This is a genomic window from Alteromonas sp. R7, from assembly GCF_055755235.1.
The window spans coordinates 1-23,798 of record NZ_JBVTQX010000008.1 but is presented as its reverse complement, the minus strand read 5'-3'; the positions used below and the strand labels follow the sequence as shown (position 1 = coordinate 23,798).

Annotated in this window: 23 protein-coding genes and 2 tRNA genes; 14 read left to right on the top strand and 11 right to left on the bottom strand. The window is 44.5% G+C overall.

The features are described from left to right. Positions 1–65: 65 nt before the first annotated feature. The gene (locus AC0J2X_RS13815) at positions 66–1,976 is read left to right on the top strand and encodes a bifunctional protein-serine/threonine kinase/phosphatase (RefSeq protein ID WP_472996120.1); all 1,911 of its coding nucleotides are present in this window, start codon (positions 66–68) and stop codon (positions 1,974–1,976) included. 18 nt (positions 1,977–1,994) lie between these two features. Next, positions 1,995–2,444, top strand: coding sequence for a cyanase (cynS, locus tag AC0J2X_RS13810; protein ID WP_472996119.1), 450 nt, complete (start codon positions 1,995–1,997; stop codon positions 2,442–2,444). 113 nt (positions 2,445–2,557) lie between these two features. Here the strand turns inward: cynS and fusA are convergent, their stop codons facing one another. The 5 genes from fusA to AC0J2X_RS13785 form a co-directional block, all read right to left on the bottom strand. Further along, entirely contained in the window at positions 2,558–4,645 is a 2,088-nt protein-coding gene (gene fusA, locus AC0J2X_RS13805; RefSeq protein WP_039225640.1) for an elongation factor G, read from the bottom strand. 183 nt (positions 4,646–4,828) lie between these two features. Further along, entirely contained in the window at positions 4,829–5,926 is a 1,098-nt protein-coding gene (gene rlmM / locus AC0J2X_RS13800) for a 23S rRNA (cytidine(2498)-2'-O)-methyltransferase RlmM (RefSeq protein ID WP_110287901.1), read from the bottom strand. After that, on the bottom strand, positions 5,919–6,386 hold the full coding sequence (locus AC0J2X_RS13795) for a DUF423 domain-containing protein (protein ID WP_472996118.1): 468 nt from the start codon (positions 6,384–6,386) through the stop codon (positions 5,919–5,921). The genes rlmM and AC0J2X_RS13795 overlap by 8 nt, the downstream gene beginning before the upstream one ends. A 35-nt stretch (positions 6,387–6,421) precedes the next feature. Then, on the bottom strand, positions 6,422–7,114 hold the full coding sequence (locus AC0J2X_RS13790) for an alpha/beta family hydrolase (protein ID WP_472996117.1): 693 nt from the start codon (positions 7,112–7,114) through the stop codon (positions 6,422–6,424). Position 7,115: 1 nt separating this feature from the next. Continuing rightward, a complete protein-coding gene (locus AC0J2X_RS13785) occupies positions 7,116–8,018 on the bottom strand; it encodes a transcriptional regulator GcvA (RefSeq protein WP_014949024.1) in 903 nt (300 codons plus the stop codon). A 216-nt stretch (positions 8,019–8,234) separates the two neighbouring features. On the opposite strand from AC0J2X_RS13785, the gene AC0J2X_RS13780 reads away from it, so the two are divergent. After that, positions 8,235–8,513 (top strand): hypothetical protein, encoded by a 279-nt coding sequence (locus AC0J2X_RS13780; protein ID WP_014949023.1) that lies wholly within the window; start codon positions 8,235–8,237, stop codon positions 8,511–8,513. Positions 8,514–8,575: 62 nt separating this feature from the next. On the opposite strand, the gene kdsA is transcribed toward AC0J2X_RS13780, so the two are convergent. The 6 genes from kdsA to hemA all read right to left on the bottom strand — a co-directional run bounded on the left by kdsA (position 8,576) and on the right by hemA (position 15,022). Then, positions 8,576–9,430, bottom strand: a complete 855-nt coding sequence (gene kdsA / locus AC0J2X_RS13775; protein WP_014949022.1) for a 3-deoxy-8-phosphooctulonate synthase — start codon at positions 9,428–9,430, stop codon at positions 8,576–8,578. 20 nt (positions 9,431–9,450) lie between these two features. Beyond that, positions 9,451–9,822: a SirB2 family protein gene (locus AC0J2X_RS13770; RefSeq protein ID WP_014949021.1), complete on the bottom strand. Its 372-nt coding sequence runs from the start codon at positions 9,820–9,822 to the stop codon at positions 9,451–9,453. Between the two features lie 232 nt (positions 9,823–10,054). After that, complete coding sequence (locus AC0J2X_RS13765; RefSeq protein WP_014949020.1) at positions 10,055–11,617, bottom strand: response regulator; 1,563 nt, start codon at positions 11,615–11,617, stop codon at positions 10,055–10,057. Between the two features lie 153 nt (positions 11,618–11,770). Further along, positions 11,771–12,610 carry a peptide chain release factor N(5)-glutamine methyltransferase gene (prmC, locus tag AC0J2X_RS13760; protein WP_472996116.1) on the bottom strand — a complete coding sequence of 280 codons (840 nt, stop codon included), beginning with the start codon at positions 12,608–12,610 and terminating at the stop codon, positions 11,771–11,773. 36 nt (positions 12,611–12,646) lie between these two features. Then, a complete protein-coding gene (prfA, locus tag AC0J2X_RS13755) occupies positions 12,647–13,732 on the bottom strand; it encodes a peptide chain release factor 1 (RefSeq protein ID WP_014949018.1) in 1,086 nt (361 codons plus the stop codon). Between the two features lie 15 nt (positions 13,733–13,747). Next, on the bottom strand, positions 13,748–15,022 hold the full coding sequence (hemA, locus tag AC0J2X_RS13750) for a glutamyl-tRNA reductase (protein ID WP_014949017.1): 1,275 nt from the start codon (positions 15,020–15,022) through the stop codon (positions 13,748–13,750). Positions 15,023–15,153: 131 nt separating this feature from the next. On the opposite strand from hemA, the gene lolB reads away from it, so the two are divergent. The 11 genes from lolB (at position 15,154) to AC0J2X_RS13695 (ending at position 23,687) form a co-directional block, all read left to right on the top strand. Then, positions 15,154–15,780, top strand: a complete 627-nt coding sequence (gene lolB, locus AC0J2X_RS13745) for a lipoprotein insertase outer membrane protein LolB (RefSeq protein WP_069944051.1) — start codon at positions 15,154–15,156, stop codon at positions 15,778–15,780. After that, positions 15,780–16,646, top strand: coding sequence for a 4-(cytidine 5'-diphospho)-2-C-methyl-D-erythritol kinase (gene ispE, locus AC0J2X_RS13740; RefSeq protein ID WP_014949015.1), 867 nt, complete (start codon positions 15,780–15,782; stop codon positions 16,644–16,646). The genes lolB and ispE overlap by 1 nt, the downstream gene beginning before the upstream one ends. 33 nt (positions 16,647–16,679) lie before the next feature. Then, a tRNA-Gln gene (locus AC0J2X_RS13735) sits at positions 16,680–16,755 on the top strand. A 33-nt stretch (positions 16,756–16,788) separates the two neighbouring features. After that, positions 16,789–17,736, top strand: a complete 948-nt coding sequence (locus AC0J2X_RS13730) for a ribose-phosphate pyrophosphokinase (protein WP_014949014.1) — start codon at positions 16,789–16,791, stop codon at positions 17,734–17,736. A 255-nt stretch (positions 17,737–17,991) separates the two neighbouring features. Next, the gene (locus AC0J2X_RS13725; protein ID WP_014949013.1) at positions 17,992–18,474 is read left to right on the top strand and encodes a hypothetical protein; all 483 of its coding nucleotides are present in this window, start codon (positions 17,992–17,994) and stop codon (positions 18,472–18,474) included. 124 nt (positions 18,475–18,598) lie between these two features. Next, complete coding sequence (gene ahr / locus AC0J2X_RS13720) at positions 18,599–19,600, top strand: NADPH-dependent aldehyde reductase Ahr (RefSeq protein ID WP_156078176.1); 1,002 nt, start codon at positions 18,599–18,601, stop codon at positions 19,598–19,600. A 366-nt stretch (positions 19,601–19,966) separates the two neighbouring features. Next, positions 19,967–20,599 (top strand): 50S ribosomal protein L25/general stress protein Ctc, encoded by a 633-nt coding sequence (locus tag AC0J2X_RS13715; protein ID WP_014976150.1) that lies wholly within the window; start codon positions 19,967–19,969, stop codon positions 20,597–20,599. A 5-nt stretch (positions 20,600–20,604) separates the two neighbouring features. Then, complete coding sequence (gene pth / locus AC0J2X_RS13710; RefSeq protein ID WP_014949010.1) at positions 20,605–21,186, top strand: aminoacyl-tRNA hydrolase; 582 nt, start codon at positions 20,605–20,607, stop codon at positions 21,184–21,186. Positions 21,187–21,227: 41 nt separating this feature from the next. Beyond that, entirely contained in the window at positions 21,228–22,319 is a 1,092-nt protein-coding gene (gene ychF, locus AC0J2X_RS13705; RefSeq protein WP_156078175.1) for a redox-regulated ATPase YchF, read from the top strand. A 124-nt stretch (positions 22,320–22,443) separates the two neighbouring features. After that, positions 22,444–23,439: a peptidylprolyl isomerase gene (locus AC0J2X_RS13700; protein WP_156078174.1), complete on the top strand. Its 996-nt coding sequence runs from the start codon at positions 22,444–22,446 to the stop codon at positions 23,437–23,439. 171 nt (positions 23,440–23,610) lie between these two features. Continuing rightward, a tRNA-Met gene (locus AC0J2X_RS13695) sits at positions 23,611–23,687 on the top strand. Positions 23,688–23,798: the final 111 nt, after the last annotated feature.

Below are 23,798 nucleotides of genomic sequence, written 5' to 3'. Positions count from 1 at the left end.
ATCCGTTTCCTTGGAAATAACTAATTGGGCTCATAATTAAATATGCAGGTAAGAAGCAATTAAACATGAATGAGCGAGCCGCGTTAAACGCCCCAATTAACCCACCAGCTAACACGCTCAGTGTAAGTTCATTTTCTACAGCCGGCGTTAAAGCGATAAACCAAGATGCATACGCTTTTCATGTTTCTGATAACCCAGATCAAAGCAGCGTTTTTGTTATCGCCGACGGTGTAAGTAGCAGTACGGTTAGCCAAGTTGCTAGCGACTTTGCTACCAGTCAGTTTATTAAACTGTTTAATATGGCGCCGGAACAATGGTCGGTTAAGACGCGCGCTGAAACCATTATTAAAGAGATAAACGCGCTGCTTTACACACGTACGCAAAGAAGTCCCTTCTGCTATACACCAGAAAAAGGTTATGTGTGCACGTTAACAGTGGCGGTGGTAACAGGCAATCACATGGATGTATTTCATGTGGGGGATTGTCAAATTCAGGCTATTTCTAAGAACGCACAGTCGCCTGTCTTACTCACAAAACCTCATCGTCAAGTATCGGAAAGTGAGCCTTCGCAGAGTTATCTTACTAAAGCATTAGGCGTTCAAGCACATATAGATATCGACCACACAACACTCACCCTCAACTCATCGAGCACGTTTTCGATAAGTAGCGACGGGGTTTATGAGTTTGTTTCGCTACCCACCATTCTTATGAAAATCAGTGAGGCCGATACGCTTTCTGAAAACCAAGCTGCGTTGGTAGTACATGAGGCATTTACTAGAGGAAGCGATGACAACCTCACCTTACTTCTCGTAAAGGTTCTTGTAGCTAGCCATGATGGCCTAGACGATCACAGACACCCACTGTATACAGGCGTTTCAACTTCACCTCATTCATCTGAACTTAACAGGCCGTTGGGCGACCAACTTATAACCAATTCTGAGGTTTCTGATGCTGCGATTCATTACTCAAATCAGCAGTCTGATGAACATGTATGCGAAGAGCCTGCTGCCGCAAACTTTAAGACGGGTGATGATGTTGATGGACTGAAGCTAGAACGACAGCTTTATACGTCGGCCCGAAGCCATGTTTTTATTGCCACCAATTCGTCTTGTGAAGCTACGCACACAAACAGCCCTGTGGTTGTAAAAACACCGGCTACCGACTTTACCCTATCACCAGAAATGGTAAATGGTTTTTTAATAGAAAGCTGGTTTGCGAGACGGATTAATTCGGCACACGTTATTAAAAGCCCAACGTTTACTGATTTGGGTTTACCGTACCCTCCTTCTGCTTTTTACAGCGTAAGTGAATATATTCAAGGTCAAACGCTAGCTCAATGGGCTGTTGATAATCCTACGCCGCCATTAGAGCAAGTTAGGAATATAATCGAGCAGGTTGGTAAAGGTTTACAGGCAATGCACCGTCAGGGCATTGTTCATAGGGATATACGCCCCGACAATATTATTATTAGCGAACAAGGGCACTGTACAATTATAGATTTGGGTTCAGCAGCCTTAGCCGATGCCCCAAGCCTCTTTAGTGACACACCTATTCCTGGCGCTGCACTTTTTTCCGCACCTGAATACTTTTTAGGAAATGTTGGCACAGAGCGCTCTGATCTGTTCTCCTTAGCCGTACTCACCTACTATCTCTTGTGCGGGCGTTACCCCTATGGCACAAAGCTCGCTCACTGTCGCACGTTGGCCGAGCAGAAAAAGTTAAAATACCAAACCGCATTGGCTCCTAATCGGCCAATACCTAATTGGGTTGATAGCGCCCTTAAACGTGCTTTGCATGTGAACCCTGACAAGCGATTTTCTTCACTATCTGAGTTTCTTTTTTCGCTTCGCTACCCAAATCCATCACAACATACGGCGTACGAGCCGTTAGTAAAACGACACCCTCTTTTTGTGTACAAGGTGCTAATACTGGCACTTATTTTCAGCAATCTAGTTACGCTCATTTTGTTTAACTAACCCTTTAAGGAAATGCAAATGATTACATCGAGAACCCAAGTTACCGACATGATCCAGTCAGCCAAAATTTTAAAAGGCATAAAGTGGAGTCAGATTGCCGAAGTTGTTGGTCAGTCAAAAGAATGGAGTACAGCAGCTTGCTTAGGACAAATGGCCATGACAAAGCAGCAAGCTGAAGCCGTGGGTGAGTTACTTGAGCTTTCCGACGAAGCCATTGCTTGGCTTCAAATCGTGCCTTACAAAGGCTCGTTACCCACAGAAGTCCCTACCGACCCGCTTATTTACCGCTGGTATGAATTGGTGAGTGTGTATGGCACTACATTAAAGGAATTAATTCATGAAGAGTTTGGCGACGGCATCATGAGTGCCATTGATTTTTCTATGGATTTACAGCGCGAAAACGATCCTAAAGGTGACCGTGTCAGCGTAGTTATGTCAGGTAAGTTTCTGCCATATAAGATGTACTAAACGTATTTCAGGATGGGACACTCGACATAAAAAAAGCCGGTCATGCGACCGGCTTTTTAGTATTTCTTGAAGCGTAAGCTAACCCAAGGTCAGCTTACGTTCGCAAAGGCTAATTACTTAGCAGCTTTACGCGCTTTCGCTTCTTCAATTACTTTGTCAGCTACGTTCTGAGGACATGCTGAGTAGTGGCTGAATTCCATAGAGAACTGACCACGACCAGATGTAATAGTACGTAGGTGACCGATGTAACCAAACATCTCAGATAGAGGTACGTCAGCCTTGATGCGAACGCCAGTAGCGCCAGCTTCTTGGTCTTTGATCATACCACGACGACGGTTAAGGTCACCGATTACGTCACCAACGTTGTCTTCTGGGCTGAACACGTCAACTTTCATCACAGGCTCAAGAATTTGAGGACCTGCTTTTGGCATTGACTGACGGAATGCACCTTTAGCTGCAATTTCGAACGCGATTGCTGATGAGTCAACTGCGTGGAAACCACCGTCGAATAGCTCAACTTCAACGTCTAGTACTGGGTAGCCCGCTAGAGGACCTACTTCCATCATACCTGCAAAACCTTTTTCGATTGCAGGGAAGAATTCTTTAGGAACGTTACCGCCCACAACAGTAGATGTGAACTTGAAGCCAGAGTTAGTTTCGCCCGGACGGATGCGGTAATCAATCTTACCGAATTGACCAGAACCACCAGACTGCTTCTTGTGCGTGTAGCTGTCTTCAACTGCTTGTGTGATAGTTTCACGGTAAGCAACTTGAGGTTGACCAACTTCTAGCTCAACGCCGTAAGTACGCTTCAAGATGTCTACTTTGATATCTAGGTGAAGCTCACCCATACCTTTAAGGATGGTTTCGCCAGAATCTTCGTCAGTTTCAACTTGGAAAGATGGGTCTTCTGCTACTAGTTTACCGATAGCGATAGACATCTTTTCGTTAGCGCCTTTGTCTTTTGGCTTAACAGCAATCGAGATTACTGGCTCAGGGAAGATCATTGGCTCTAGTGTACATGGGTGCTTAGGATCACATAGTGTGTGACCAGTTTGTACGTTCTTCATACCAACAACAGCTAGGATGTCACCTGCTTGTGCTGAAGTAAGTTCAGTACGTTCATCAGCGTGCATCTCAACCATACGGCCGATACGCTCAGTTTTACCCGTTGCGCTGTTAAGAATAGTGTCGCCTTTGTTTAGCTTACCAGAGTAGATACGGATAAACGTAAGGGCACCGAAACGGTCGTCCATGATTTTGAACGCAAGTGCACGGAACGGCTCGTCAACAGATACTGTTGCAACTTCACCAGTAGGCTCACCCGTTTCTTCGTCAGTTAGATCTTGTGGATCAACTTCTGTTGGAGACGGAAGGAAGTCTACAACCGCGTCAAGAACTAGCTGAATACCTTTGTTCTTAAATGCAGAACCACAGTATGTTGGGAAGAACGCTAGGTCACGAGTACCTTTACGGATACAACGCTTGATGTCTTCTAGAGACGGCTCTTCACCATCCATGTAAGCCATCATTAGGTCGTCATCTTGCTCAACAGCAGTTTCGATTAGTTGCTCACGGTACTCGTTAGCCTTATCAACCATATCTGCTGGGATATCTACAACTTCGTAGTTTTCAGGAAGACCTGAATCGTCCCAGATGTACGCTTTCATGTCTAGAAGGTTAACAACACCTTTAAACTCGTCTTCGATACCGATTGGAAGCGTCATTACTAGTGGGTTAGCAGCAAGTACTTTCTTAACTTGGCCAACTACACGGTAAAAGTCTGCACCCATACGGTCTAGTTTGTTTACGAAGATTACACGCGCAACTTCTGATTCGTTAGCATAACGCCAGTTAGTTTCTGACTGAGGCTCAACACCGCCAGAACCACAGAATACACCGATACCGCCGTCTAGTACTTTAAGTGAACGATATACTTCAACTGTAAAGTCAACGTGTCCCGGAGTATCGATGATGTTCATGCGATGATCTTTCCAGAAACAGGTTGTTGCCGCTGACTGGATGGTAATACCACGCTCAGCTTCCTGCTCCATGAAGTCAGTTGTTGATTCACCATCGTGAACCTCACCAGTTTTATGGATTTTACCAGTAAGCTTCAAGATACGTTCTGTTGTGGTAGTTTTACCCGCGTCTACGTGGGCGAAAATACCAATGTTTCTGTAATGAGATAAGTCTGACATTAGTTCACTTTCATTGGTTCAGAGTAAAAAAACGGCCGGATTATAAAGGATTTCTATACCAGATTTACACCTTTTTTAGCATAAACCTTAAATTCGTTTGCTAAAATCCGCGCCACCATTAATTCTTTTCTTTAAGTATCAATAACTTATTAATTAATGACACTTTTTTGAAAAATAACAAAATCACACCTCATCTTTTGAAGTGCGAACAATTGTTACTGTAACTTCATCTCTGTCGTGGTAGAGATGCCTCACCTTCACCGCAAATGCATCTTCCAAGGCATTTAATCGGCCTCTTAGCAACGTCATGGCTTCAACTACAGTTTCATAACGTTGTTTCATAGGTAACTTTAAATTGAATATTGCGTGCGTTGCCCAGTGCTTAACTAACCAATCACCCATCAATTTAGCTACCCTATCGGGTTGCTCTATCATATCACATACCAGCAAATCTACACGACCAAATTGTGGTCGATAGGTAAACCCGTCTGCCGCGTGATGTTCAACCAAGCCCGTGCTCATTAAACTATCGGCTACAAGTCCATTGTCGATAGCTTCAACATACATTCCGCGCTTCACCAGCTGATATGTCCAACCGCCCGGGCATGCACCTAGGTCTACGGCACGTCCACCGCTTCGAAGCACCTTAGCCTGCTGTTTGTCGCTCAGCATATTCACTAAGGCATCTTCAAGTTTAAGCGTCGAGCGACTCGGCGCATCACTTGGGAACTTTAACCGGCAAATACCCAAGTGATCGCCACTAGCATGACTGGGTAATGTATAGCCAATATGGCAAATCTCAAATGACTCAAAGAAAATATGTAGCTTTGGTTTACCTAAGTTTTCCTTTGCGGTGAGCCATCCCGCCTTTCTTAGGGCTTGGCGAAGAGGAACAGTAAACTTTCGGCAGAACTTTGCGAGGGTTTTACCTTCTTCTGTATCTGGGTATTCGACGTCTATGGCGCCAAAAATTTGAAATGGTTTTTCTACCTCTTTTAGGGCTTCAAGCACTTGCCCTACTCTGTCTTCTTTTTCTATATCGGTAAGAGTGGCAAAAACTGCCACCAGCTGACGAGGAAAAATACTGTCGTGAACAGCAAACTGGGTAATGGTTTGCTCAAGCTGCGTGGCATCATATAAATGATAAAGTACAAAGCCACTGTTCTTCTTAGATACTGGGTAGCCATAACATTGGGCTTCACCATATCGAGATGTAAGCTCGTTAGCCGTATCGTTTTCATAACCAGGTCGGCAATAACCTAAAATACTGGTGTTAGACATTACCTGCCCCCGGCGCGTGGTGAGTTGTGTTCTGCTCTTCTTTTTGTTGCTTGTTTAAATCATGACCTTTTATCAGTCCAACCACTAACAACACCCACCCAGTAATAAAGAACAGGCCTCCCAGAGGGGTTATCGGGCCAAACCACTTTATGCCGCTTATTCCTAGCGCGTATAAGCTTCCACTAAACAACACCGTACCGGTAACTAAACAAAACGCTACCCGATTAGCCCACGTCGATGAGACAACGCCTGACAGCGCAGGCAAAATCAGCAAGGCTAATGCGTGATACATTTGATAACGCACGCCAATTTCAAACGTGTTGAGCTGCTGTGCAGTTAAGACGCTTTTTAAACCATGTGCGCCAAACGCACCTAGCACGACAGAAAGGCCCGCTAGCAATGCGCCAATAATAAGATAAGGTTTAGCAACGGTGGCAAACCTAAGTTTTTCAGTTTTCATTAAATTAGTCTTTCGCTCTGATTTCTAATTAACCATTAATTATTTAAATGGGCTTCAATAAAAGAAGCGGTAAGCGTGGCAGCGGTAACAATATGTTCTTCCTGCGTTTTGCCACTTGCTTTGCGAGGCTTAAAACTGTGATCGCCGTCGTCTAAATAGGCGCATTCAATGTCTGTAGATAATACGCTGCGCTTTTTGTAATCCTCTACTTCGCTCTTTGTACCAAAGGTATCTCGTTCACCCTGAATAATAAGCAAAGGCTTAGACGCCGTTTGCAGATGTTCGGTTCGTGTTTTTTCTGGCTTACCAGGAGGGTGAAACGGATAGCCCAGCGCTATCGCGCCTTTTACATTGCTCACCGCTTCGTACACCATGGTCGCCATACGCCCGCCCATCGACTTTCCACCGATGAACACAGGCAAGTTATGCAAGGCTTTGTTATCTTTGCTGCAGGTTTCAATCACCGCAGTAAAATGTGACATAAGTTTATCGGCTTTATCGGGAGGCCTACGCTTACCGGTAGCTTTTATGGTTTGCATATAGGGAAAGTTAAAAAGAACGGTTGATATACCTCTAGCAACAAGTTCCTTCGCAATGTCTTGCATGAACTCATGTTTCTTACCGGCACCGGCTCCATGGCCTAGTATCAAACACGCTAAGGGCTTATCGGCTTCATGCAATTCAATGTCAAAACTAGGCTGTTCAGCAATGGTGTTCAACTTAGTCATATTACAACAAGTCCTCTTGTTCAGCTTCGACCAGCGCTAAGATCCAGTCTCTAAATGCCGCAATTTTACCGAGTTCAGCCTGTGATTCCTCACACACGAGATAAAACGCATCGCGACTCTCCACTCGTTCTTCAAACGGCATAACTAGCCTTCCCGCTTCAATTTCCGGTCTTGCAAGTACCGTGTTACCCAACGCAATGCCTTGACCGAGTGCAGCGGCTTGCAAAACTAGCATGGAGTGACTGAAAACCGGTCCTTGGTTAACGTTTACGCCAACCACACCTACATGCTTCAACCAATTTTTCCATGCAGTACGGCTTAAGTCGTGAAGCAACACGTGGTGCCTTAAGTCAGACAGGCTGGATAAAGGTTTGGGGCCTTGAAAAAGCATTGGAGAGCAAAGCGGAGTTAGAAACTCTCGATGTAGCTGGTCGGCTTGAAGACCAGCCCAACGACCTTTACCGTAATATATCGCAACGTCTACATCGTCTTCTAAGAAGCCTTCATCGAAATCAACTGCCTTGATGCGTACGTCGATGTCTGGATGCGCCAAGCTAAACTTATGAATACGGGGTACCAGCCATTGGCTCGCAAAGCTGGGCGGCATCGCTACCGTGATAGCACCTTTACTGCCCTTCGCAAGTAGCCTTTCTGTCGCATCTTGTAAGTTTTTGAAGATATCTTTTAGCTCAAGAAAATAAGCTTGACCTTCTTCGGTTAGAAGCAGGGTTCTATTTCTTCGAAGAAATAGCTTCATCGATAAGAAATCTTCAAGCGCTTTTATCTGGTGGCTAACGGCAGCTTGCGTAACAAACAGCTCATCGGCAGCCTTAGTAAAGCTCAAATGGCGAGCAGCCGCTTCAAACGATTTCAAGGCGTTGAGAGGGGGTAAACGTCGATGCATATATCGTTTTTAATCCAGTGTGACCGAAGCATGACAAATTCATTAGTTTTTCTAATGACAACCCATACTTTTACTCGTTTTATTTTTCACCACCCACTGACTATAATTTACCCGAAATTAAAAAAGAACATTTAATTTCAGCATTTTATGATGAACATTTGTTAAACATTTTAACATTCATCAACAATTATTTAATTATTTTTATTAGGTGTGAAAATGAAAAAATTACTTTTAGCTAGTGTTTCTGTAATGGCTTTTGTAAGCGCTGCTGCAAATGCTAACGCACAACCAGAAAAGATCAATCTACAATCGTTAATCAACACAGCAATGACCAGCGTAAAAATGGCCGAAGTACTGCCAGAAAACGATGCGCACATTGTTGTGAAAAAGCAGTCTAAAGCGATTTTAGCTGAAGAGACGCAAGTTCAGCTTCACAAGAACTTATTAGCAATGACAAAAGGTGAAGAGCGCGTAAACGTTTCTGAAGCGGAATAAGCAACTCACACACCTGATACGCATGCCGGTGCTTGCACCGGCATACGCCATCAAATACTAGCTTAGGTATTACTTGTATCTAACGCGTCAAAACCTTTCACCAATTCATCTAGTGCTTTCATCTGCTGCAAGTAAGGCTCTAATTTTGCCAACGGCAGTGCGCAAGGCCCATCACATAGTGCTTCATCAGGGTTAGGATGCGCTTCTATAAATAGCCCTGCCAAACCCAATGCCATACCGCTTCTGGCCAACTGTGCAGCTTGCGCTCTACGACCATCTGCAGACGTCGCACGGCCACCCGGCATTTGAAGTGCGTGAGTCGCATCAAATATTACTGGGGCATATTCTTTCATTGCGTCCATGCCAAGCATATCCACAACTAAATTGTTATATCCAAAGCAGCTACCACGCTCACAAAGAATAACCTTATCGTTCCCCGCTTCGCCTAGTTTTCCTATGATGTGACGCATTTCATGCGGTGCTAAGAATTGAGGCTTTTTCACATTGATAACGCTACCGGTTTTTGCCATTGCAACCACAAGGTCGGTTTGGCGCGCCAAGAAAGCAGGCAGTTGAATAACATCCACCACTTCAGCTACGGGAGCTGCTTGGTGCGGTTCGTGCACATCAGTGATAAGCGGAACGTTAAAGGTCGACTTAATTTCTTCAAAAATACGCAACCCTTCTTCCATGCCAGGCCCACGGTAAGAAGTCACAGATGAACGGTTCGCTTTATCAAACGAGGCTTTAAAAACGTATGGAATATTTAGCTTTTGCGTAACTTCAACGTAATGCTCTGCGATACGCATAGCGAGATCGCGAGACTCAAGTACGTTCATTCCACCGAACAGAACAAACGGCAAGTGGTTGGCAACGTCAACGTTACCTACATTAATAATCTGTTGAGATTCAGACATTATCTATTTCCAATTAAATCTTAAAAAAGAGGTTGTTTGGTTACAGCAACCATAGCCGTTGCCATAAGCACAACAAGCGCTGCTACGAAAAAGCTCCATTTGCCTAACGCTGTTTTGGCTTTTTTCAATGCAAACAATCCAAACACTATGTACAGCACCACGCCCACAACTTTAAATGTGAGCCATGCATTAACTAAAGGATATTGAGACAAAATAATGCATAGCCAAATTGCGCTGGCTAATAGCACGGTATCAATGATATGAGGGAGAATTTTAACCCATTTTTTGCTAAGTGCTGTAGCGTCGAATTGACTCCATATAAAGCGAAAGACAAAAAATAATATGCTCAAGCCAACGGCGGTCATGTGAAGGTGTTTAGCCATCATGTACATAATGTGTTCCTGTTCTTATTAGATAGTAAGGCTGCTTCTGGTTACTTTAACACAGGTGTTAATTGAGCCGATTTAGTTTTACAGCAATGCAAAATTCAACAGACTCAGAATACGAGTAGCAGACTCAAAAAAACAGGTGCATGTAGCACCTGCCTTCGTTTTAATTATGGCGCCTGTCTAGAGGCTGTTATTGTAACGTATTACAGTACGTAAATAACGGAGAAATAAATCATTATGCGTCAGGGAATTGAGCTTGAATTGCCATAAAGGCCGGAAGGTCATTTAGCATACACTGAACTAAATCAGGGTCGAAGTGCTTGCCACTTTCCTCTTTCAATACGGCTTCAACCTTATCAATTGTCCACGCTGGCTTATACGGCCTTGCGTTTAACAGTGCATCAAACACATCAACTAACGTGGCAATACGGCTTTTTATATCAATTTCTTCGCCTTTAAGCCCGTCTGGATATCCCTTTCCATCCCAGCGTTCGTGATGTTGCTTTGCTAACATTGCTGCAAGTTGGATAGTGGGCCGGCTTGAATCTCGCAAGATCTGGTAACCAAATTCAGCATGCTGACGTATTTTAAATACTTCCTCTTCGGTTAACGGCGTCGTTTTGTGCAAAATAGATTTAGGCACTATAGACGTCCCAATATCATGGAGTGGCACGGCAAGGCGTAATGCGTGGATGTCTTGCTCGTTCAGCCCAACCTTTTCTGCCAACAGTTGCGCCATTTCAACCATTCTTGTGAGATTATTTGATGCATTTGACTCATGCTCTAACGCTCGACCTAAACGCTCAATTATTTCTTTCTGCGTCGCTTCAACATCAACGGTCTTAAGTACATTGTCAAAAGCAAGCTGAACACTGTCTGAAAAGCGTTTTACCAGATGACGATCACTTTCCCCTATTCGTCTCGGTAATCCTGACAAGTACAAGAGTGCGCCATTGTGGCTTTTACTGTTGCAATAAGCCACAACGTGATCTTCTGCATAAACAATTTGCTTATCGCGCATGGCTCTTGCGCACAGGGCATATTCTTGTGCGCTAATCGCGTCTTTTAAAGGCACACCTTCCTTACTGGCGTACTCACCGTTGCCAGCAAAAACATATAGTTCGTCGTCACCCAGTTTGTTGTTGCTGGTATTAATAGTACGCGATGTGGTTGCCACCGCTGTAGTAATGTAGGCTGCATCCTTTGAACAGCCCAGAATAGACGCCAACTGTTGAATGATGCCCTGCATGAACTTTTCGAGGGAACGGGAGGAAAATAAATCCACAGACGCATCTATAATTTTTTCAAGGCCGCGTCTATTTTCTTCGATAACGATAATATCTCGATATGAGCGGAGCGCTGCAATGATAACAGTAAAGAGTTTTTGCGCGGTCAGTTCGGTTTTCGACTTGTAGTCGTTGATGTCGTAATTAATGATGACATCTTTTTCAGGGGCTTGGCCAGGTTGTCCAGTACGCAAAATAATACGCGTGAAATGATTGTCTAATTCGTTACGAACATACTCCGCCACTTTAAGACCGGCGTCATCAGTCTCCATAACAACATCAAGTAACACAACGGCGATATCATCATGGGTTTTGAAAATGGCCTTCGCTTCCTCTCCGCTATAGGCACTAACAAACTCAAGGGTTTTGCCATTTAAACTAAAGTCATTTAGCGCCAGCTTGGTAACGGCGTGTACTTCGGGTTCATCATCAACAATGAGTACTTTCCAGCTACCCAGATCATCTACTTCATTTTCATCGTCATCTTCTGCGAAAAGAAAGTCATCATTCATCTGGTACGTCCTGTAGTGTAAGAGATTGTTTAACTTAGTGCTTTTTGAGGTCTTACAACCGCTTAATAGATACTAATGTAAAACAAAATATTAGCAAGTTTGCAATTAAATTTTGATAACTACAGGAAAGATAATTTCTTTGAAAGTTGAAAACTACTGCCACTGTCCTAGCGTTACACGGTCATTGTCGCCGTAGTCTTTAACAGTTTTGACGTCTACAAATCCCGCATCTACGAGCAAAGCGTTTACCGCAGCCCCTTGGTCAAAGCCGTGTTCGAATGCAAGTAAGGCACCTTTATTGAGATATTGCGGCGCGTTATTAATAATCTGTGTGATGTCGTCTAGACCATCACTGCCCGAGGTTAATGCTGTTTTAGGTTCAAAACGCACGTCGCCCTCATTAAGGTATGGACTGGATTCTTCTATATAAGGTGGGTTTGAAACAATAATGTCGAAGGTTTGACCTGCCAGCGCACTAAACCAATCACTTTGAACAAAATGCGCATTGGCTATGCTATTAGCTTGGGCATTACGGGTAGCAAGGTTCACCGCCCCCGCTTGAAAGTCTACGCCAGTAACGGATGCTTCTGGCAGTTCGCTCGCTAATGCCAACGCAATGGCGCCAGTACCGGTTCCCAAATCACAGATTGATAAGGATGCAGAGGATTGCTGATTTGCCCAATTAAGCACTTGCTCAACCAGCACTTCGGTATCCGATCGTGGAATTAACGTATCTGGCGAGGTAAACAGTGACAGGGTCCAGAAATCACGCTTGCCGATAATATACGCCACGGGCTCACCCCGTTTACGCTTGGCCACATCCGCTTCAAATTGCGCTTTCTGGTCGGCATCCAAGGTTTTATCAGGCCATGTGAATAGATAAGTTTGTGACTTACCTAGAATGTTCGCCAACATGACTTTTGCATCAACAGAGGGTGACTCCCCACCCTCTAGTTGTTCAGCAGCCCATGTTAAGACGTTGTCTATGCGCATTGTTTTTCTATAAACAGTTTGTGTAACAAGACAGCGTTATTCGTCAGACAGAGAGGCCAGTAGATCGGCCTGATGCTCTTGCAAAATTGGGTCGATAAGCTGCTTAAGGTCACCTTCCACCACTTCGTCTAAACGATAAATAGTCAGGTTGATACGGTGGTCGGTTACACGTCCCTGCGGGAAGTTATAAGTACGAATTCGCTCAGAGCGGTCACCGCTACCGACTAGGCTCTTACGAGTAGAAGCCTCTTCTGCTGCACGCTTTTCTTCTTCAATCTGATTTAAGCGCGCTTGAAGTACCGACATCGCTTTCGCACGGTTTTTGTGCTGTGAACGCTCGTCCTGACATTCCACTACCAAGCCTGTTGGCAAGTGAGTAATACGAATCGCCGAGTCAGTTTTGTTAACGTGCTGACCACCCGCACCTGATGCACGGAAGGTATCGATACGAAGCTCTGCAGGATTAATTTCAATTGCCTGCGACTCTGGAATTTCTGGCAATACCGCCACGGTACATGCCGAGGTATGGATACGGCCTTGTGATTCGGTTTCTGGTACACGCTGTACGCGGTGACCGCCCGACTCGAATTTCAATACGCCGTACACGCCATCGCCGCTAACATTCGCAATGACTTCTTTATAACCGCCGTGCTCACCTTCATTGGCGTTAACCAACTCTACACGCCAGCCACGACTTTCGGCATAACGGCTGTACATGCGGAACAAGTCACCTGCAAATATTGCCGCTTCGTCACCACCCGCACCAGCGCGAATTTCCAAGAAACAGTTGTTATCATCGTTAGGATCTTTTGGCAGGAGTAGCACCTGAAGTTCAGTTTCAAGGCGTTCAATTTCCGCCTTGGCATCTTTCATCTCTTCCTGCGCCATCTCGCGCATTTCGGCGTCGTCTTCATTCAGCATTTCCTGCGCTGAAGCCAAGTTTTCTTGTGCTTGCTGATAAGCATTAAAGCCTGCCACTACATCTTCTAGCTGACTGAACTCTTTTGACAAGTTGCGAAACTTATCCTGATCGCCGATAACTCCAGGGTCGCCTAACAACGCCTGAACTTCTTCGAAACGCTCGACTAAGTGTTCGAGTTTCCTAACTACCGACTCTTTCATATGCTTCTTATTACCTTATTTATTATCGTCTGACGAAAAGTCAGATAAATCTAATGCCTGTCCCATCCATCGGCTCAATGCCGGGTCATCGTGCATGGCAGCCTCGCGTAACGCTAAGGTTGTTGGGTGCAATAGCGTATTGGTTAATTTATACGCCATTTCTTCTAATACCGTTTCGGCATTTTTACCTTCCGCTAATTGCGCTTTGGCTTTTTCCACAATATCGTCACGCTGTGCCATACCTTTTTGGCGATACTGTCTTACTAAATCTATCGATTGCTGCGACTGCTTCCACGTCATGTAGTCGCCAGCTTGTTTGTCGATGAGCTTTTCCGCTTCTTTTGCTGCTTGCTCGCGGTTTTCTAAATTCTTCTGAACAATATGCTGCAAATCATCAACGGTATAAAGATAGGCATCGCCTAGCTCGTTAACCTCTGATTCGATATCTCGTGGTACTGCAAGGTCAACCAAAAACATCGGCATGTTTTTGCGCTGCTTAAGGGCTTTCTCAACCATGCCCTTGCCTATTAAAGGCAGTTGGCTTGCGGTAGAGCTTATCACTATATCGAAGTCTTTTAAGTGCTCTGGCACTTGCGATAAGGTAAACACACTCGCATCTAATGTTTCGGCTAAGGCTTCTGCTCGCGCTACGGTTCTATTCGCCACCGCCAAACAGCTCACGCCCTGCTCTTTCAAATGCTGAGCCACAAGTTCAATGGTTTCGCCAGCTCCTACTAATAACACTGAACGTTTTGGTAGTTCAGCGAATATATGCTTGGCCAACTGAACGGCTGCATAAGCCACGCTTACCGCGTTTGCACCTATATCTGTTTCACTGCGAACTCGCTTCGCCACCGAAAACGTATGTTGAAACAGCTTATCAAATTCGCTGCTCACCATACCTGAGTGTTTTGCATCACCAAACGCCTGCTTCACCTGACCTAAGATTTGAGGTTCTCCCAAAATCAGTGAATCAAGTCCGCTGGCTACACGCATAATGTGCTTTACCGCTTCATCCTGCGCGAGCACATAGCTGTTATTGGCAATCTCTTCTACATCCAAGTGATGGAAGTCACTTAACCATTGTAGAAGCTTTTGGCCGGTGTCGTCTTGAGTATTGACGTATAGCTCAGTGCGGTTACAGGTCGATACAATGACAGACTCATCTACCCCTTCCAGCTTTTTTAAACTCGCAAGCGCTTCCACCAGAGAATCTGGTGTAAAGGCCACTTTTTCGCGAAGTGCTACTGGTGCTGTTTTGTGGTTAATACCGAGGGCGAGTAAAGTCATTAAAATCTGTGCTGGCAACGTCGGAGCGGCATTGTACGAAAAACCCAAAATGATTGAAAGTGTTGGTGAAACTGTGTTCCCATAATGTCACAATTAAATGTGTTTTATTTTTATACAGGTAACGCGCCTTAATGATTCGCTTTATTTCCCTACTGTTGTTTCTCTGCTTCGTACTGAGCGCATGCACAACCGCTCCCAAAGGCCCAGAAAACGCGGTAAACCTCACGGCTCAACTTGAAAAAGTCGCTGAAGTACATCAGTGGCAAATGCGCGGAAAAATTGCATTTCGCCAAGGAAAAGAAGCGGCCAGCCTTAATTTAGTCTGGAAAAACGATTCCGGTGATTTTGATTTTCGATTAACCAATTTTTTAGGGGTAAGTCTGGTTAACCTTAACGTTACCCAGCAGCAGTCGGTATTAGAGGCTGACGGTGAAACGTATGTAGATGCTTTACCAGAACCACTTATTTATCAGATTACGGGAATGGTCATTCCGGTGGAATCACTGTTGTCTTGGGTAAAAGGCTTACCGCTAGACGGTGATAAATTCACCCTAACTGAAAAAGGGTTGGTTAATACCCTAGAGAGCTATTGCCAAGGTTGCCGCAATTGGCAAGTTGCTTACGGTAACTACGGTAGTGTTGAGCTAGATGATGGCACATCTGTATGGTTGCCTCACAGCATAACGCTTACCCAGAATGAAACGCCGGACATGCCTAATACTCAGCTTAAAATTAAAATTTATCAGTGGACTCTGTAGTGAACTCATCTGTTTCAGAACATAAAGATTGGTGGCCTTCCCCCGCTAAACTGAATCTTTTCTTGCATATACTTGGCCGCTACGACAACGGCTATCACCAGCTTCAAAGCCTGTTTCAAATGCTGGATTACGGCGATGCACTCGCCTTTGACATAAGTACAGACGACACAGCCATTCGCATGGAAACACCTCTTGATGGTGTGCCAGACGATGACAATTTAATTGTAAAAGCAGCGCGACTGCTGGCAACAAAAACAAAATGTGATAAAGGTGCCGTTATTTCGTTAGACAAGCGCCTTCCTATGGGGGGCGGAATTGGCGGGGGTTCATCGAATGCGGCAACCACGTTAGTGGCGCTTAATCACCTTTGGAACACAGGGCTAAGTGAAGATGAACTGGCTGAGCTTGGGTTATCTTTAGGCGCTGATGTACCTATTTTTGTGCGAGGTCTAACTGCATTTGCAGGAGGCGTTGGAGAAGAGATAACGCCAGCTCCCCAAAAAGAACAGTATTTTTTAGTAGCTAATCCCAACGTGCATGTCAGTACAGCCGAAGTTTTTACTTCGCCGGATTTGCCCAGAAATACACCTGCGATACGTTGGGAAGACTATAAATTTGAAAAAACTTGGAATGATTGTCAGCAATTAGTCGCGAATCGCTATCCTGAAGTTGCAAAATTATTACAGTGGTTGGTACACTACGCACCGTCGCGAATGACGGGCACAGGTGCATGCGTGTTTGCCACTTTTTCTGACTACACTTTAGCCGAACAAGTTAGGGCTCAAATGCCTGAAACTTGGCAGAGTTTTGTCGCAAAAGGTGTGAATCGCTCACCACTATTAGACAAATTAGAACAACAAAGATAGCGTGTACGCCACATCGGACAAGAACTTAAAAATTGGGGTATAGCCAAGTTGGTAAGGCAGCGGGTTTTGATCCCGCCATTCGTAGGTTCGAGTCCTGCTACCCCAGCCAAACCTCTTTTATCAACGCACTGAGGAACCACTTGTGCCAGATATGAAGCTCTTTGCAGGTAATGCCGTACCAGAACTTGCCCAGAAAGTTGCCGATCGCCTCTACACCAAACTTGGAAATGCCAAAGTTGGCCGTTTCAGTGACGGTGAAATCAGCGTAGAAATTCATGAAAACGTCCGTGGCTCGGACGTTTTTATTATCCAGTCTACGTGTGCGCCTACTAACGATAACCTTATGGAACTTATTGTGATGATCGACGCACTACGTCGCGCATCAGCTGGTCGTATTACAGCAGTAATTCCTTACTTTGGTTATGCACGCCAAGACCGTCGTGTTCGTTCAGCTAGGGTGCCTATTACTGCGAAAGTAGTGGCTGACTTCCTGTCTAACGTTGGTGTTGACCGCGTACTTACTATCGACCTACACGCCGAACAGATTCAAGGTTTCTTTGATGTTCCGGTGGATAACGCATTCGGTACTCCTATCCTTCTTGCTGACATGGTAAGACGTGATTTTGCCGACCCTGTAGTCGTTTCTCCTGACATTGGCGGTGTTGTACGTGCACGTGCTACTGCGAAACTACTTAACGACACCGACCTTGCCATTATCGATAAGCGTCGCCCTAAAGCGAACGTGGCTCAGGTAATGAACATCATTGGTGACGTAAAAGACAGAGACTGCATCATTGTCGATGACATGATTGATACAGGCGGTACGCTTGCAAAAGCAGCCGAAGCACTTAAAGCACATGGCGCGCGTCGTGTTTATGCTTACGCAACTCACGCTATCTTTTCAGGTAACGCTGCAAACAACCTTAAAGAGTCTGTTATTGACGAAATTATCGTTACCGACTCTATCCCATTAAGTGCAGAGATGAAGCAAATTGGAAAAGTAAAACAGCTTACTTTATCTGAGATGCTTGCAGAAACTATTCGTCGTATCAGCAACGAAGAGTCTATTTCAGCAATGTTTGAATACTAAAATTTAAATATTGTTACTCCTACCAAAGAGCTGGCCCATGTAAGTGGCGCCGGCTCTTTTTTTACCTTTCTTTTTTCTTTGAAAGCGAACATCGCCTTAAAAATAAGAACAGTACATCAAGCCAAACACATTCCGTTTACGCCTTAAATATACTTTATTGCCGTTTTCCGACTCGTTAATGTGACTTTCTTTTCATCAATTTTAGGTTTAACGTTAAGAATTGTTGCGCGTTAAAACTACTATGAAGGACATAAAATGAAAACAAAAACACTATGCCTTGTTGCAGTAATTACTGCCCTTTTAAATACAACGGGCTGCTCTGGAGATGACGACTCAGTGAAACAAGCAGATCTTGAGAAACAAGGAACTGAAATGAAAGACAAATCTTCCACAGTTCAAGCTAATGATAAGAGTTCTATGCCCAAGGAACTGGTAGCCGAACCAGTTACTCAGGCTGAAGCCGTAGAAGATAATGCAAAAGGTGAAGTCACCATGAAGGGCAGTATTATTTATAAAGATCTCGAAGGCGGTTTTTATGCTTTTATTGCTGAAAACGGCGATCGCTATACGCTACATGGTTTAGATGAAACTTATCAAAAGAACGGCCTTGTTGTGGAAGTTAAAGGTACGCCTAAACCTGATATGATGACCTTTACGCAATTCGGTACGGTACTTCAAGTATCAAGCGTTAAAGTACTCGATACCAGTAAAGTCATTGATAACCTGCAAACACAATGATCGTGAATGTAGCTATGCGTGTAGCAAATTACTTATAAAGGTAATTAAGCTAGCGATTTAGCAATTATAGAATTTTTGCTTACGCGTTAATGTTGCGTAGCAACACTTAAAAGGACGGTTATTGATGATAAATGCATATGCCGCTAAAGAAGCGGGTGGAAAACTAGAAAAGTTTCAATACGACCCCGGTAAGCTTGGCTCACATGACGTTGAAATAGACGTTGAAAGCTGTGGTATCTGCCACAGCGACCTAAGCATGCTCGATAATGAATGGGGCATGACAGAATATCCCTTTGTGCCTGGTCACGAGGTTGTCGGCACAATTAGCCAAATAGGTGAACATGTAACGTCACTTAAGGTGGGACAGCGTGTCGGTTTAGGCTGGCATTCAGGCTACTGCAATAGTTGTAGAACCTGCGAAGAAGGCGATCATAACCTGTGTGCCGATGCTACGATGACCATAGGTGGTCGTCACGGTGGATTTGCAGATAAAGTCCGCGCCCAAGCACGTGCCGTTATTCCCCTTCCCGATGCTATCGATAGCACAAAGGCAGGCCCTCTTTTTTGCGGAGGTATTACCGTCTTCAACCCATTAGTCCAGTTTGGTATTAGTCCTACCAGTGAAGTGGGTGTAGTTGGTATTGGCGGCCTGGGTCATCTTGCCCTGCAATTTTTAAATGCGTGGGGATGTAAGGTAGTTGCGTTCACTTCAAGCGAATCTAAAAAGAAGGAAGCGCTAGAGCTAGGTGCATCAGATACAATTAATAGCCGTGATGAAGACGAAATTAAAAAAGCGCGCGGTCGGTTTGACTTAATTATTTCAACCGTAAATGTGAAGCTAGACTGGAATTTGTACCTATCTACATTGGCACCGAAAGGCCGACTTCACTTTGTAGGCGCCACCCTTGAACCCCTAGATATTGGTGCATTTAACCTAATTGGTGGTCAAAAAAGCGTGTCGGGTTCGCCAGTAGGAAGCCCCGCGACCATTAAGACCATGCTAGATTTCGCAGCACATCACAATATTGAACCAGTGACCGAAACCTTCAAGTTTGAAGACGTAAATGAGGCAATTGCGCGACTAAGAGACGGTAAAGCCCATTACAGAGTGGTGCTGACGAAGTAAACGCTTGTGTAAAAAGTTGCTATGTTCCTAAGGCCTGTTGATCTTATTGAGCCTTTGGAAAGAGACAATTAGCGGTCAAGTTAGTCTTAACAAAATGCTTTTTTCTATAAATATGATAGAAGCGCGCCAAGGTGCGCTTCTTTTATTGTGAGTAACGCAAATACTTGCATTTGCTTAGCTGGATATTTTATCTGCCTTTGTAATTGTATGTTTTGGTAGGTGGTGTTAGAATTCGCCGCCCTTGAATTTTGGGCTGGTGTTTTATTGCGCATAGAAAATTACTTTTTAACGTAATTCACATCATTTTACCGTGGGTTTTGGTCGCAAAAATCCACATTATTAGACTTATATTTTTGGAGACAGACAATGTCTGAAGCAAATTTCAAACTAGACGCTTCTGTTCGTACAGACCTAGGGAAAGGTGCGAGCCGCCGCCTACGTCGCGAAGATAAGCTTCCTGGTATCATCTACGGTGGTGAAGAAGCACCAGTTTCTATCACACTAGATCATAACAAAGTAAACAACTCTGCTGACTTTGAAGCGTTTTATTCTCACGTTCTTGAGATTAACCTTGACGGTAAAGTTGTTGAAGTTCTAGTTAAAGATATGCAACGTCACCCGTTCAAGCCAAAGATCACACACATTGACTTCCAACGTGTAATCGCTGGTCAAGACGTTCACACTAACGTACCACTTCACTTCGTAAATGAAGAGAAATCTGCTGCTGTTAAAGCTGGCGGTATTGCTGAGCACCACGTAACTGAAATCGAAGTTACTTGTCTACCTAAGAACCTTCCTGAGTTCATCGAAGTAGATATGGCTGGTGTTGAAATGGGTCAAACGCTACACCTTTCTGACCTAACTCTTCCAGCTGGCGTTTCTTCAGTAGAACTTGCGAAGAACGACGAAGCTCACGACCTAGCGGTTGTAACTGTTAAGCCTGCTCCTAAAGCGGCTGACGCAGAAGAAGACGGCGAAGAAGCAGCTTCTGAGGAATAATCCTCTTGGCTGATATCCGCCTTATCGTGGGTCTGGGTAATCCAGGCCCCGAATATGAAAATACCCGACACAATGCCGGTGAATGGTTTCTCAACCAACTAGCCGACACCTACAACGCCCCGCTAAAACCAGAAACCAAATTCTTCGGTAAAACTGCTCGCATTACAGTTGCAGGCAAAGATATCCGTTTGCTCTACCCCACTACCTTTATGAATAAAAGTGGACAAGCCGTAGCAGCACTGGCTAACTTTTACCGCATAGAACCAGAACAAATATTAGTAGCGTTTGACGAATTAGATTTACCCCCAGGTGTTGCAAAATACAAAGTGGGCGGAAGCTCTAGTCAAAATGGCGTACGTGACATTGTGGCTAAAATGGGTAACAACAAGAATTTTTTGCGTTTGCGCATAGGTATTGGTCATCCAGGTCATAAAAGCCGCGTTACCGGCCATGTTCTTGGAAAACCACCAGCAGAAGAAAAAGCAGCCATTGAAAGTGCCATCGATGAAGCGGTACGCTGTACAGAAATTTTGCTGAAAGAAGACCTTAAGCAAGCACAAAACAGGTTACACTCGCACAAAGGGTAAACCTAGCCAGTTATCACTTTTCCAAACTAAGGATCCATACCATGGGTTTTAAATGCGGTATTGTTGGCCTACCAAACGTAGGTAAATCAACACTTTTCAATGCATTAACTAAAGCAGGTATTGAAGCGGCAAACTTCCCGTTTTGTACTATCGAGCCAAACACAGGTGTTGTTCCTGTGCCAGATCTTCGTTTGGACAAGTTGGCTGAAATCGTAAAACCTCAGCGCGTTATTCCTACTACCATGGAATTTGTAGATATTGCTGGCTTGGTTGAAGGTGCCTCTAAAGGTGAAGGTTTAGGAAACAAATTCCTTGCTAACATCCGTGAGACTGACGCTATTGGTCACGTAGTACGCTGTTTTGATGATGAGAACATTGTTCACGTTGCAGGTCGCGTTAGCCCTAAAGACGATATCGATGTTATCAACACCGAGCTTGCACTTGCCGACTTAGAAACAACAGAAAAAGCACTTCACCGTGTTGCTAAGCGCGCAAAAGGTGGCGATGCTGATGCCAAGTACGAAATGAAAGTGCTTGAGAAGATTAAGCCGCACCTAGACGAAGGCTTGTTACTACGTTCACTTGAGCTGACTAAAGAAGAGCTTGCGGCAATCAGCTACATGCACATGCTTACCCTTAAGCCAACCATGTACATTGCAAACGTGAATGAAGACGGTTTTGAAAACAACCCATATCTTGATCAGGTTAAAGAAATTGCAGCAGGCGAAAATGCCACTGTAGTTGCAGTGTGTGCGGCAATCGAGTCTGATATTGCTGAGCTTGAAGACGACGAACGCGAAGAGTTTATGCAAGACATGGGTCTAGAAGAGCCAGGTCTTAACCGCGTAATTCGTGCGGGTTACAGTCTTCTTACGCTACAAACCTATTTTACTGCAGGCGTAAAAGAAGTACGTGCGTGGACCTTCCCTGAAGGCTCAACTGCACCACAAGCGGCAGGTAAAATTCACACCGACTTCGAAAAAGGCTTCATTCGCGCTGAAATCGTAGGCTACGATCACTTCGTTGAGTTCAATGGCGAGCAAGGTGCGAAAGACGCAGGCAAATGGCGTTTAGAAGGTAAAGACTATATTGTTAAAGACGGTGACGTTATTCACTTCCGCTTTAACGTGTAATTTCTATTGTAGAAATTAGCACTGTTTACTAAAGCCACCGCAAGGTGGCTTTTTTGTTTCTAGCGAATAATTGTGAAGCGCACATAGGCCTGATATAACTAGTAAAAAACTAACGGCTTTTGTAATGACTATTAATCAGCTTTGCGCTTCACGCCCTTTAACTTGCAGCAAATCACAGCACGCCAAACGATTTTCAGTATTAAGAACCTCAATTAAAGTGTTGTGCTTGTTAAGCCTGGCTAATTTTTCTTTTGCCAGTGCCCCCCAAACTAACCCTGTAAATTCACAAATCAATAGCGACGCTGTTGAAAAGACGCCAGCAATAGCGAGTAACACCGCCAGTTGGTATCAAGTACGTCACAGTAATACTGTGACGTTTAAAACAGCGTATGGTGATGTGGTTATTGCGCTTCACCCTGCCCTTGCGCCGAAACATGTGGCCAGATTTAAAAGTTTAATAGACGCAGGCTTTTATAACGAACAAGCATTTTATCGTGTAGTAGACGGGTTTGTGGCACAAGCAGGCAGTAACGATACTCACGATGCCTCAAAATTTCCGCCGACACTGCTTAAGCCAATCAACGCTGAATTTACCCAACCGCTCAATAGCAATGTCAATGTAGTTGAGAGCAAAGATATGTTTGCGCCTAACACCGGCTTTTTAGATGGCTTTCCAGTAGGCATTGATCAAAGCCGTAAAGAAATGTGGGGGCTCCACTGCCCAGGTGTTGTGGCTTTTGCTCGCAATAGCGAGAAAGATACGGCCAGTACGGAATTTTATATTGTGATTGGGCAAGCACCACGACACTTAGACAGAAATATGTCGGTCGTGGGTCGCGTACTGCAAGGAATGGATGTGCTTCAAAAGTTGCCGCGAGGAAATATGGACAGAGGTGGCGTTCTAGATGATATAACGCAAGAAAGCAAAATTAAGCAGGCTTTTGTGCATGCAAACAACGCGGCACCTTATTTCTTACAAACGCCGCATCACGAAGAATATAAAAAACGAACGAATACAGGAAAAAACTTAGATAACCCGTTTTTTCATGACAATACCTATGGTCCGCGCCCAATTGACGTGTGTTATTACCAAACAAAAACCAGTAACAAAGCGTGGTAAATAGCTAGCTTATTTCGTGCAAGTTGTTCAATTTCACAGCTTTTTGCGCGTATTTCGCCCTAATGCGCACACTTAATGAGCATTTAAAAAAAGTTAGTAAAAAAGGGGTTGACGGTTGCCAGTCATATACGCATAATACGCGCCACTTCCTGAGAGGGAAGAGAATAGCAAGGCTACGTAGCTCAGTTGGTTAGAGCACATCACTCATAATGATGGGGTCGCAAGTTCGAATCTCGCCGTAGCCACCAATTCTCACTTATCTCTTTTAGGAAAGTCTAGCTGCGCGGAAGTGGTGGAATTGGTAGACACGCTGGATTTAGGTTCCAGTGCTTCACGGCGTGAGAGTTCAAGTCTCTCCT